The organism is Ruminiclostridium hungatei (assembly GCF_002051585.1).
In the GTDB taxonomy this organism is placed as follows: domain Bacteria; phylum Bacillota; class Clostridia; order Acetivibrionales; family DSM-1351; genus Ruminiclostridium; species Ruminiclostridium hungatei.
On sequence record NZ_MZGX01000025.1, the window covers coordinates 31,795 to 44,121 of the forward strand.

12 protein-coding genes are annotated in these 12,327 nt (G+C 45.1%); 7 read left to right on the plus strand and 5 right to left on the minus strand.

Annotated elements, in window-relative coordinates; translation table 11 throughout:
• Window positions 1-190 precede the first annotated feature (190 nt).
• Together CLHUN_RS16840 and CLHUN_RS16845 are read left to right on the plus strand one after the other, a co-directional pair.
• The gene (locus CLHUN_RS16840; RefSeq protein WP_207559179.1) at window positions 191-985 is read left to right on the plus strand and encodes a hypothetical protein; all 795 of its coding nucleotides are present in this window, start codon (window positions 191-193) and stop codon (window positions 983-985) included.
• A gap of 208 nt (window positions 986-1,193) precedes the next feature.
• A complete protein-coding gene (locus CLHUN_RS16845) occupies window positions 1,194-2,333 on the plus strand; it encodes a metallophosphoesterase (protein WP_080065801.1) in 1,140 nt (379 codons plus the stop codon).
• 21 nt (window positions 2,334-2,354) lie between these two features.
• Here the strand turns inward: CLHUN_RS16845 and CLHUN_RS16850 are convergent, their stop codons facing one another.
• The 5 genes from CLHUN_RS16850 to CLHUN_RS16870 all read right to left on the minus strand — a co-directional run bounded on the left by CLHUN_RS16850 (window position 2,355) and on the right by CLHUN_RS16870 (window position 7,605).
• Complete coding sequence (locus CLHUN_RS16850) at window positions 2,355-3,533, minus strand: AI-2E family transporter (protein ID WP_080065802.1); 1,179 nt, start codon at window positions 3,531-3,533, stop codon at window positions 2,355-2,357.
• 101 nt (window positions 3,534-3,634) lie between these two features.
• Window positions 3,635-4,942, minus strand: a complete 1,308-nt coding sequence (locus tag CLHUN_RS16855) for a M15 family metallopeptidase (RefSeq protein WP_080065803.1) — start codon at window positions 4,940-4,942, stop codon at window positions 3,635-3,637.
• A gap of 63 nt (window positions 4,943-5,005) precedes the next feature.
• The gene (locus tag CLHUN_RS16860) at window positions 5,006-6,160 is read right to left on the minus strand and encodes an ABC transporter permease (RefSeq protein ID WP_080065804.1); all 1,155 of its coding nucleotides are present in this window, start codon (window positions 6,158-6,160) and stop codon (window positions 5,006-5,008) included.
• Window positions 6,153-6,944: an ABC transporter ATP-binding protein gene (locus CLHUN_RS16865; RefSeq protein WP_080065805.1), complete on the minus strand. Its 792-nt coding sequence runs from the start codon at window positions 6,942-6,944 to the stop codon at window positions 6,153-6,155. The genes CLHUN_RS16860 and CLHUN_RS16865 overlap by 8 nt, the downstream gene beginning before the upstream one ends.
• Before the next feature lies 1 nt (window position 6,945).
• Window positions 6,946-7,605, minus strand: coding sequence for a TetR/AcrR family transcriptional regulator (locus CLHUN_RS16870; protein WP_080065806.1), 660 nt, complete (start codon window positions 7,603-7,605; stop codon window positions 6,946-6,948).
• Between the two features lie 201 nt (window positions 7,606-7,806).
• Between CLHUN_RS16870 and CLHUN_RS16875 the strand changes: the two genes are divergently transcribed.
• The 5 genes from CLHUN_RS16875 (at window position 7,807) to CLHUN_RS16895 (ending at window position 12,141) form a co-directional block, all read left to right on the plus strand.
• Window positions 7,807-8,178, plus strand: coding sequence for a sulfite exporter TauE/SafE family protein (locus CLHUN_RS16875; protein ID WP_479692035.1), 372 nt, complete (start codon window positions 7,807-7,809; stop codon window positions 8,176-8,178).
• Between the two features lie 72 nt (window positions 8,179-8,250).
• Window positions 8,251-8,637: a sulfite exporter TauE/SafE family protein gene (locus CLHUN_RS16880; protein WP_080065807.1), complete on the plus strand. Its 387-nt coding sequence runs from the start codon at window positions 8,251-8,253 to the stop codon at window positions 8,635-8,637.
• 191 nt (window positions 8,638-8,828) lie between these two features.
• Window positions 8,829-9,782, plus strand: coding sequence for an AAA family ATPase (locus CLHUN_RS16885; RefSeq protein WP_080065808.1), 954 nt, complete (start codon window positions 8,829-8,831; stop codon window positions 9,780-9,782).
• Window positions 9,783-9,793: 11 nt separating this feature from the next.
• Entirely contained in the window at window positions 9,794-10,873 is a 1,080-nt protein-coding gene (locus CLHUN_RS16890) for a DUF58 domain-containing protein (RefSeq protein ID WP_080065809.1), read from the plus strand.
• Window positions 10,873-12,141, plus strand: a complete 1,269-nt coding sequence (locus CLHUN_RS16895; RefSeq protein ID WP_080065810.1) for a DUF4129 domain-containing protein — start codon at window positions 10,873-10,875, stop codon at window positions 12,139-12,141. Before CLHUN_RS16890 ends, CLHUN_RS16895 begins: the two co-directional genes overlap by 1 nt.
• The last annotated feature ends 186 nt before the right edge of the window (window positions 12,142-12,327 follow it).

A 12,327-nucleotide genomic window follows, 5' to 3' on the forward strand; every position in this document is an offset into this window, starting at 1 on the left:
AAAAAATCAATGTAACAAAAATATAATTCCCTATTCAAAGTTTATTCATAAATATCTCACAGTAACAACATATTCCAAGGTTATATTTTTCTTATGGGATATACTTTTATCTTTGTTCAGAAAAGGCAGTTTGGTTTTGCGGAGGATTTCAGTAGTATTCCAGAATTTTACAAGCTAAAGGAGTGGTTGAGTGAAGAAAGCAAAAAAAATTATCAGTTTGGGTGTCAGCCTGGCAATTTTGGTTACCTCTACGAGTTTTGCATTTGCAGCCGGCAATAGGGCTTATACACCCGGTACGAACAAGGACGGCATTTTGAAAGTGCAGAAGCTTAAAGGTATGGAGAGGGGTGGAAATATAGGTTTGCTGTCGGGACTGGTTACATCGGGAACAATAACAACCGAACAGCAAAAAGCTGTCCAGACAGCTTTAAAGTCTATAAAAAAATCGGGAATAACTGCCAGGGAGGCCCTGGAAAAGCTGGTGGCAGCCGGAACGCTTACACAGGCCCAGGCGGATGCTGCAGCAAAGGCTTATGATGACGCAAAGGCAAAGCTGGAGGCCGAAAAGGAGAAGCGCCTTACAGACAGGGCAGAAAAGAAAGGCAACGGCATAAATACCTGTAACAGCGTTCTTTCCGAGCTTGTTACAGCGGGGGCAATTACCGCTGAACAGCAAAAAGCCGTCCGAAATGCAATGAAGCCTTCCAAAGGAAAAGCGGTGACACTGGAAAGTGCACTGGGAGGTCTGGTTGAGGCCGGAACACTTACACAGGCCCAGGCGGATGCTATAACAAAGGCTTACAATGACGCAAAGGCAAAGCTGGAAGACGAAAAGGAGAAACGCCTTAAGGAGCTGGCAGAAAAGAAAGGAATAACTGTTGAAGAGCTGAAGGCTCAGATGAGTAAAGGAGGAAACGGCACCGGCGACAAAAGCGGCTTTAAAGCCGGAGCAGGTCAGAAAAACAGGAAAGCTGCCATGAGATAGCTGCAAAATAGCTACATATTATACGGATTAAGGGAATCCTCCTTGATTGAACGGCACCCGGGCGGGAGCACTGCATTAGTTAATGGCCCGGGTGTCATTTTATATATTCTTATGTTATACTTTTTTTAAATAGTGTGAATCAAGTCTGATAAACAAGGTAATTATTACATTAGGAAAAGGAAAAATTATGAGTAAAAGGGGTTACATAATGCAATTTGCTTTCATTTCAGTATTTTTAATTATTTACGGATTGTTGGTCTATTACATCGGCATCAGAGGTTTCCACAGCATAAACGCTCAAATACCCATAAACAAAATTGCATACTGGCTGATTGTAATTTTCCTGGCGTCAGCTTATATTATAGGCATGGCAGGCAGAAACAATCTGCCGGAGGGGCCTGCCAGGTTTTTCAGCACTGTAGGCGGATACTGGATTGCCGGGTTTGTCTATCTGCTGGGTTTTGTAATTATTTTTGACATATTCGGTTTCCTTGCACGGAGGCTGAACGCCTTGCCCGCTGTAATAAGGAACAATACCTGGTTTATGGCATTTTGCGTTATTGCCGCTGTTGCCATACTTCTGGCGGTGGGAACCTATAATGCAATGGTGCCTAGGGTAAAGGAATATACCATTGCCATAGATAAAAAGGCAGGGAATTTAAAGAGTCTCAAATGTGCCATGATTTCGGATATACACCTGGGCGAGATTATTGGAAGGGACAGGCTTAGAACCGCAGTGGAGATGATCAACAGCATGGAGCCCGATTTGGTGGTTATTGCCGGAGACCTGTTTGACGGTTCGGTAAAACCTGTAAAAAACCAGAATATGCTTAAGGAACTTGAGGGGATAAAATCCAAATACGGCACTTATGCTGTTATGGGAAACCATGAACATTATGCCGATGCTATGGACGAAATAACAGAGCTTATGGAAGCAGCGGGAGTAACCGTTCTGAGGGACAAAAAGGTCAAAATAGCCGACAGCTTCTACCTGCTCGGAAGAGAAGATATGGATGGCAGACGATTCGGCTATAACAGGGCAGACCTGTCAGAAATGCTGAAGGATGCCGATACCAGCCTGCCGGTCATAGTTCTTGACCATCAGCCCTCCGGACTCTCGGAACCCAGAAAGGCAGGAGTTGATTTGCAGTTGTCGGGACATACTCATGGGGGTCAATTTTTCCCTGCAAATCTTGTTACCAATCTGATGTTTGAAGAAGATTACGGGTATTTCAAGGACGGCAGCTTCAATCTGGTGGTTTCCTGCGGCTATGGCACCTGGGGGCCTACTGTGAGAATCGGCAGCCAGTCCGAGGTGGTCAGGCTCAATATTGACTTTGAAAAATAGATTGTGTTTACAAAATTAGCTTTACTTTTTCTTGGTGAAATCAAATTTCCACTGTTTTTTCTGTTTTTCCGGAGCGTTTGTCTTGTCCAGCTCCAGGGTCATTGCGTATTTTGGATAGTACATTTCAACAATGTTTTTTATGGTAATCTTTATGGCAGAGTACAGAGGGATAACGATTATGAGACCTATAAAGCCCAGTATGGGTATAATGCCCATTAACAGCAGTATTACCGTAAGGGGATGGATATCCATGCTTTTCTTCATAACCTGGGGTGATATGAAATTATTGTCTATCTGCTGTACTACTATCATTACTATAAAGATTTTAACCGCCATAAACGGATTATCTGCCAGAGAAAGCAGTATTGCCGGGATTATTCCCAGCCAGGGCCCGAAGAACGGGATAATACAGGTTATCATTGCAAATATGGCCAGAATCAGTGAGTACTTAAGGCCTATAATCAGGTAGCCGATATACATGAGCAGTCCAATGAAAAAAGCTACCAGAAGCTGGCCGGCAATATAATTTGACAGGACGTAATCTATATCGGATAAAATCTTTCTCAGGTTGGACTTATGTGAGGCGGGAGCGAATCTTACCACACTGGGCATGAATTTGCTGTCGTCCTTAAGAAAGTAAAAAAGTATGATGGGAAGTATTATAATAATTGAACCTACATTGGTTATTGCACCGATAAAGTTAATAGTGCCCTTACCTGCGCTTTGTATCAGGCTCTGGGCAAATTCCGAAAGCTTGCTTGCAATGTCCGGCCTCTGAAGCTGTGATAGGTCGAAATACCCGAACAATTCACTGTTGAGCAGATTGTTGACCGTATTTTCAGCCTTCTGGTACAGGCTTGGGAGGCTTTGGTAGAATTCTGAAAACTGTGTTTTTACAAGTGAACCTGTGTAGGAGGTAAACAGTATTATGGCCGACAATACAATGATAAAGGCCAGGGCTATTGACCAGATATGGGGTATTTTACCCTTTTCCAGCAGCTTTACAAGAGGTCTCAGAATATAAAACAGCAAGCCTCCGAAAAGAAGGGGGAAAATGATGGAATAAATGAAGCTTAAAATGGGTGAGAAAAAGAAGTCGATTTTCCCGAACATGAATATTATAAGCAGCACCAGCAGCAGATAACAGCCATATTTGAAAAATTTACTCTTAATAAAAACAAAATTCGTATTGTTATCCATATATACCTCTTATACTTATGATTTTAATATTTCAGGGCTGATTGGGCCTCCCCATTCCTTCGGTTACCATAAATTATAGAATTAAATGTAAAAATATACAATCAATATTTTACAATGTCTGAAAGAGGTCCTAACAGAATCATGGGAGACTTATCCCTGTTGAGCCATTTCACTATAGCCAATACATCTTTTCTGTCTGCAGCCACACAGCCGGCGGTATACTTGATTTCCGCAGCCGGATTCACAATGTGGAAGAAGATGGCACTGCCTTTGTTTTTTACCCTATCAGAATTATAGCCAATATTAAAGAATATATCGTATACTCCGTTTTTCATACTGCTGAAATTTTCTGCAGATTTCCAGCGCCCGTTGGAGGGTTCTCTCTGGTGGGTGTTATAGTACGGTGAAGCCGGGTCGTCCACCCATACATCCTTTGAATCATATTTGTAGAAGGAAAGACCTGTGGCAACATTTGCACTTTTTCCAAAGCAGGTGCCGATAGCGTAGGCCCCTACAGGGGTTTTCCTGTCTCCTTCGGTCTTGTTTGCCGCAAAGCCCTTCTGGCCGATATACCCGGCAATATTTTTATGTACATTTACCCACAGGTCTTGTTTTTTCTCATATGTACTGATTACCACATTGGAGGAATTGCCTGTCAGGGAGGTTGCCACCACCAACTGGGAGACGGGGCTGTCTTTTTGAAATTTCAGACCGGAAATGGTCTTATGGCTCAAAATATAATTGGTCTTGTCAAACCTGCTTAAAGGTACGTCCTGTATTTTATAGCTGTTAAAATCAGTATCCTCGAAATGCCACCATTCGGTGCTGAGGGGCTTAAACCCGGAGGCTGTCATTGCTTTTGACAAGATGTCAAGGTTTTTCCTTTGCTCTGCACTCATTCCCTTATAGCCGGGGGCGGCCTTCACTGTAAAATTGTCAAATCCGGTGGGCATCCGGAGTTCCTTTCCGTTTTTGTCCACCAGAGTAACATCCACGGCAGCTCCCCTGTTATGCTTCGAACCCGAGCGGTAGGGATTCGCCACATAATTTTTATCGGGAGTTGCCTCCCACATTATTTTCTGAACACTGAGCGGCCTGTAGGCATCCCATATTTTTATGGAACAGCCCTGCTTCCTTACCAGGTTATTGGCTTTAATAAGCTTATCCAGAGTGCCCTTTGTCAGCACACAGGTGGGAGAGGGATAGAGGGTCTTGCCTACAAAGTTTTCATAAGTGGCATATTTCATATCAATGACAAAGTCCTTGCTGTAATCCTCTACAAGTACCAGGTCTGATTTTTTTACCGCAGTCGGAGCTGCACCGGCAAAGGTGAAGCAGGTAAAAATCATACCTGTTACAAGTAAGAGCGCTATAGTCCATTTTATGCCCATAGGCTGCTTTTTAGTCATATTAAAGACTCCTGAGCTTTTTATCTTATTTTATCATATAACCGTCCACACATAAACCAAAGTCTAGTCTAGGCTTTTTCTGAACCGTTTTGTAGCTATGAACAGGATTACTATTGTGAAGCTGAGAAGTGCCAGGGCATCCTGCCAGAGATAATCCAGTCCCACACCCTTTAAAGTGATGCCGCGGATAATGTCAAGAAAATAGGTCAGGGGAATGAAATACCCTATATAGCCTATAGCTGCAGGCATTGCCTCTCTTGGAAATATAAAGCCGGAAAGCAGGATACTTGGAAGAAGCACGAACACCATGACTATCATCGCCTGGAGTTGATTCTTTGCAAAGGTGGATATAAGCATACCTATTGAAAGGGAACAGTAAACAAAAAGGAAACCCAATAATAGCAGCAGGCCCAGAGAACCGGACACAGGAATCTTAAAAAACCATACACATATGGCCAGTGAGAATAAAAAGCCCGAATAACCCACTACTATATAGGGGATAAGTTTTCCCAATATGAGTTCCGAAGGCTTTATGGGAGTTACTATCAACTGCTCGATGGTGCTCCGCTCCTTTTCCCTGACAAGGGCAAAGGCAGTGAGCATTATGGTAATATTCTGAAGAATGAGCCCTACAAGGCCGGGAATGGTAAATTTTGAGCTCTCCATATCAGGATTATACCATACAGCGGTTTTCAAGGTCAGACCAGCCAGCTTTTCGGGGGTTATTCCGTATTTCAGGAGCCCCTGGGAGGTGTATTTTTGAGAGAAGCCCCCTGCTATGAGCTGCCCGCTGGCAAGGGCGGTCCGGGCCGTAGTGGGCTCCGTGCCGTCAATTATCAACTGCAGTTGGGCATTGTCACCGTTTTTTATTTTATGGGAATAGTCACCGGGTATTACAAGCCCGGCTTTTGCCCTGCCGCTTTTTATCAGCTCCTCCAGCCTTTCTTCCGATTGGACGTTTTCATATATCACAAAGTAATCCGACCCGGTGAACTGCTCAAGGAAGCTGCGGCTTTCCTCCGAGCTGCTCAGGTCATAAACCGCAGTGGGAATTTTGTCCACTTCGGTATTTACCGCATAGCCGAAAAGCAGCATCATAACCACAGGCATAATAAAGGGAAGTTTTAAACTGATAGGGTCTCTCTTCATCTGGATGAATTCCTTTTTTATTATGGACCAAAACCTCTTAAAGCTAAAGCCATGCCTGTTCTTAATCATGCCGGTCATCTCCTCTCAGAAACCCAAGCTGTTCAAACCTGCCGGCAAGCCTGCTGCCTTCTGCTTTTTCAACTTGTTTTATGAAAATATCCTCCAGATTTTTTGCTCCTTCTTTTTCAATGAGCTCCCGGGGCGAAGCGATGTCCATAAGCCTGCCGTTAAGTATGAAGCCCACCTGGCTGCAGCTTTCTGCTTCGTCCATGTAGTGGGTGGTTACGAGAACGGTAATGCCTTGTCTGGCAAGGGAATGTATTATTTCCCAGAAGACTCTTCTGGATACCGGATCAACACCTGCGGTAGGCTCATCCAGTATCAGCAGTTCAGGCTTGTGAATCAGCGCACAGCCCAGGGCCAACCGCTGCTTCCAGCCTCCTGACAATGTTCCGGCAAGGCTTCTCTCCTTACCCGTGAGATTTGCCATCTCAATAAGTTCCTTTTTCCTCTGCGAGGTAACCTTTCCCGATAAGCCATATACACCTGCATAAAAGTTCAGATTTTCTTCAACCGTAAGATCTTCGTACAGGCTGAAGCGCTGGCTCATATATCCCAGGCTCTGTCTTACGGCCTCGGTTTCCCTGGTTACGTCCTTTCCCATTACGAGGGCCTTGCCGGAGGTGGGGTGGAGGACACCGCAGAGCATGCGGATGGTGGTTGACTTCCCGGAGCCGTTGGGCCCCAGAAATCCAAAGATACTGCCCTTTGGAATGGAAAAACTTATCCCGTCTACTGCCGTAAAGCTGTCAAATTTCTTGGTAAGGTTTTCTACAGATATGGCATATTCCATATTAATCTCCTCCTTTGGTCTGTTTTGCCGGAGAGATGCCGTCCAGTATCAGGGTAATCATGGCATCTATTTCCCCGGTGCTTTCCGACAGGCTGAAGTTGTCTGTAAACAGCATCTTTTGGCCGATGAAGGCCAGAAAGTTTCCTATTATGTTTCTCATTACGAGCATGGGGTCCACATCGGTGCGAATCTGTCCGCGGGCCGCCAGGTTGCTGTAGAATTCTCGTATTTCCTTATCCAGCCTGTTGATAAGATTTGAACATATCACCTCTCTGATATCCTGATGGAAGAGGGCTTCGCTTATCAGGACACGGAACATGGGAAAAAATCTCTGTACCAGCTCCAGTCTGTCCAAAAGGATTTCCTTGAGTATAACCCGCAATTCCTTCTGCTCTCTGCTTTTAAATATGTCGTACAGGGAATTCAAAAGTATCTTGTCCGCAGCAATCCTTATTGCCTGCAGCATTATGCCGTGCAATATATCCTTTTTTGTCTTGAAGTATCTGAAAATGGTTCCTTCCGCCACACCGGCCCTTTTGGCAATTTCGCTGGTGGTGGTGGAGGAGAAGCCCTTTTCATTGGATATGAGAATGGCAGCCTCAAGAATTTTTTTTTCTTTATCCGGGAGCTCAAGCTCCGACAAATCAATATTTACATTCATAGTTTCCAAGCATCCTTTCAGGGTTAGCCGCTGCTGATGTGCAACAGTTTATAAAAAAAATGAGTGAGTACTCACTATATTTTTATATTATTAAGCCAGTACGGAAATGTCAAGAGAAAACTGTATATTAATAAGTTTTTTTTAGACAATATGATTATGGGCAACTTTAAACAGAGCAAATATCCAGAAGGAGAAACGGCAGTGGTAAAACCTATATGGAAGAGTAAATTTATAAAATATATGGGAATCGGCCTTTTTGCAGGAGCTGCAAACGGACTTTTCGGCTCGGGGGGAGGAACCATCGCAGTTCCTGCCATGGTTTACCTGCTTGGGGAGGAGGATCATACGGCACATGCCACGGCATTGCTTATAATCCTGCCCCTGACATTGGTAAGCAGTTATTTCTACCTGTCCAACAGCTTCGTAGATTGGAACATCACCTGGAAGGCCATGCTGGGAGGAGCTGCCGGGGGCGCTATAGGAGCGTTTCTCCTGAATAAATTCCCCTCCGGAATATTGAGAATCATATTTGGAGCCTTCATGCTGGCGGCAGCGGTCAGGATGATTTTTTAAACCGGCCTTGCAGGCAGGAAGACATTTATTCAGATAGGCAGTATTAATTCAGCAAATAAGAGGACGGGGACAATGACAGTATTTTTAATAGGCCTGGCAGCAGGAATAATCAGCGGAATGGGAATCGGGGGAGGGGCGGTATTGATACCGGCTCTGGTGCTGTTTGTCAGACCTGAGCAGCATGTTGCCCAGAGTACGAACCTGCTTTTTTTCATACCCACTGCTGCAGTCGCCCTGGCAATACATATAAAACGAAGGAGAATTGATTTTAAAACAGGCATTCCAATAATGCTGTTCGGTCTTGCAGGAGCTATCCTTGGCTCACGCATTGCCCTTGCGGCGGACGGGATGCTTCTGCGCAAGGGCTTCGGGGTATTTTTGCTGGCCATGGGGCTGTATGAAATTTTCGGAAAAAGGAAAAAGACCAAAGGAAAAGATCCAAAGGAAAAGGACGGGTGAAGTGAAATACCGCCGCAGACCGCGCGGTTCTTGGGGCATTCTGCCAAAATAATACACTTCGTTTTGGAGGTTTTATCCAAACAGTTGATACAGCCGGATATGGTATAATATTACTGTATTTTTCCAATTGTGTGCAAGGACTTGAGATAAAACAAAAATACCGTAAAATTTATTAAGTGGGGGAGATAAATATGGAAATAAACCAGATAGGGCTTTGGGCGGGAAGAATCAGAGAGAATGTTTCAAAGGTTATTGTGGGCAAGGAGAATGTAATTGATCTGGCCCTTATATGCCTTATTACAGGAGGGCACCTGCTGATGGAGGATGTGCCGGGTACGGGCAAGACGGTATTCGCCAGGGCATTGGCTTCATCCGTGGACTGTTCCTTCAGGAGAATACAGTTTACTCCCGACCTTCTGCCTTCGGACATAACGGGAATCAATTACTTTAATCAGAAAGAAAACTGCTTTGTATTCAGAGCCGGACCGGTCTTTTCAAATATAGTGCTGGCAGACGAAATAAACCGTGCTACCCCCAGAACCCAGTCAGCCATGCTGGAATGTATGGAAGAACGCCAGGTTACCATTGACGGAGAGACAAAAAAGCTGTCGGCACCGTTTCTGGTCATAGCCACTCAGAATCCCATTGAGATCCAGGGCACCTTTCCCCTGCCGGAAGCTCAGTTGGACAGATTTTTAATCAAAACCTCCATGGGTTATCCGGATACAGGTGAAGGTATAAATATTCTCAAAAGATTCAAGGGTGACAATCCGCTGGACAGCCTCAAGCCTGCGGCGGGTGCGGAGGAAATCCTGGAGGCCTCGGCTCTGTACTCGGGAGTCAAGGTATCTGAGGATATATTGGATTACATAATCAAAATAACCGAGGGCACAAGAAAACATCCGAATACCCACCTGGGAGCAAGCCCCCGCGGAGCTCTGGCATTGCTAAGGGCGGTTCAGGTATATGCTCTGCTGAAGGCACGGACCTTTGTAACTCCTGATGATGTAAAGGCGATGGCGCTGCCTGTTCTGGCCCACAGGATAATTGCCAGAGGGCTGTCCCTGGAAAATGTAAATGCAGGAGAAAAAATTGTGGGGGATGTGCTGGCTCATACGGCTGTTCCCCTTGAACAGGGAGAGTAAGGAGGAGGCTTATGCTGCTGCAAATTGTACTTGCACTACCTCTTCTCATCCTGGTGGAATACTTTATTTACAGGCAGTTTTTACTGCGGGGCATGACATACAGGAGAAGCATATCCCAGTCCACTGCCTTTGAGGGGGAGAAGGTATATCTTGTTGAAGAAATAGAAAACAACAGCCTGCTGCCCATAGCGTGGATGAAGGCCGAATCGAAAATAAGCCCCAGGCTGAAGCTGGCTTCTGCAAAGAACATGGAGGAGGCCCAGGAGGGATACCACCGGAGCGTATTCTCAATAATGCCCTACTACCGTATCAAAAGAACCCATGAAGTAACCTGCCTTCAAAGAGGAGACTACAATGTGGGCAATGTTACGATTACCTCGGGAGATATCTTGGGACTTACAACCAAAATAACCTCATATGAAAATGAAACCAGACTGATTGTATACCCCAGCCCCCTTAATAATGACAGGCTTGTAAATTGCTTCCGTTCACTGCAGGGGGACGCGGTGGTCCGCAGGTTCATAAATCCCGATCCGTTCATAGTGGCAGGTGTCAGGGAGTACCGGCCGGGTGATCCCATGTCGGCAATAAGCTGGAAGGCCACTGCCAGGACAAATTCCCTGCAGGTATTCAAGTATGATTTTACTGCAAATTCAAATATTTTGATCCTGTTTAATATCGACACCAGCAGCAAGCAGGACCGGTTTCCCAACGAGGAGCAGTGCCGGCAGATAGAATTCGGCATACATTTTTGCGCCGCCATATTGGAGAAGGCCATAAAGCAGGGGACTGCAACCGGCTTTTGTACTAACGGCCATTTCAGGGATTCAAGCGAGTTTGTGAATATTCCTGCCCGCTGCAGCAAGCCACAGCTATATACAGTATTGGAAGCCCTTGCAAAGCTCCAGTTTGACAGGAGCCTGTCCTTTTACACCCTGCTGCGGAACCTGAGAGGAGAAATACCCAGGGACACCGATATATTGATAGTTTCTTTGTATTCCGACGAGAGTATCGAAGAGGAAATACTATATCTGAGGCGGGAAGGCCGCCAGGTTGAGGTTATGCTTATACAGGAAGGCGGTGTGTTCTGATGTTCGGAATTTTTACCCTGACTTCAATCCTTGAAATGTTGATGCTGATGCCGGGGGCATATATGGTGCTGCAGTTTTTTATGCCTCCTGTTACGGCTTTTATGCTGACCTGCCTTTTCAATGTATTGGTGCTGGCGGCAATCTTTATATGCCGTCTGAAGCCGGGACCTTTTGTATACAAGGTTGTTACTGTGGTCATATCGGCCCTTGTGGTATTTTTTACAGCCGGAATCAATGCAGGCGGCCTTGTGGTATTTGCCGCAGGCATATTCATTTTCAGCCATGTGAGAACCGTGTTGGCCACAGGCAGGGACATGGGTGTACAAGTGGCTCTGACCTCAATCACTATAAATATTCTTCTGGCAATCGTATTTGTAAATAGCGACCGTTCTTCCCTTATATTTTTCGGTAATATAGCCATAGGAATATCTGTTGCGGCGTCTGTTACGGTCCTTGTAATAAAGCAGGTGGACGATTCCAGGCGGTTTGGAAAAAACTCCATGGACATAAGCAGCATCCAGCAGAAAAACAACAGGATATTTGCCGGGCTGTTACTGATAATTCTTATATTCGCTGGTTCCTTCGGACAAGTTACGGAAATATATAAATTTGTATTCAGAACAATCGGCTGGCTGTTTTCCGCCCTGGCAGGCCTGTTTGCCTCAAATGACAAGGACGCCGCCCTGCCGGATATGCAGGTGCAGGAATTGCTTATGAATGCCGGAACGGAGGACCCTTCGCTGCTCCAGAAAATATTCATAATTGTGATACACGTTTTAGGCGTACTGCTTGTGGTGGGATTCATATTTCTTGCTTTCTATCATTTGGTGAAATTCATAATAAATATGGCCATAAGACTGATAAACTGGTTTAAAAGCGGACAGCATTTTGTGGATGTAGTTTCGGAATGCGGGCACACCGACGAAAAGGAAAGCTTACTTGACAGAAATCTCAAAAATTTTGTAAACAGGTTTAAAAATGCCGCTTCGGGAATATTCGCAAGAGAAATACCCTATGACAGTCTGACTGATGATGTAGCAAAAGTGAGAAGGCTCATGAAATATTTCATACGGGGTTTAAGGCTCCGGGGAGTGAGAATTCCGCCTGCTTCCACCGCCAGGGAGCTATGCCGGGATGCGGGAGCAGAACCCGAAGCCATGCAGTTTAATTCACTGCTGGCCCAATGCTATGACAGCGCGCGGTATGCCGACCTTGCACCAGAAAAAGAGCAGTTGGGCCTGCTGGAGGAAAAGCTGCTGGAAAAATAGCATTATGTAATTTCCATATGTCTCAATCGGGCGCAAATATAAAAAAATTTGTGCCATTTTTATTGTAAACCTTGTATAAATGTAGTAGTGGTCTGTAACCTCTGCCTGGTTCTGAAAAAATTTTTCTCGCCGGGCAAAAAAAATCCTCTTTGAGTTGACAGTATAATATGAATAGTATATAGTGGT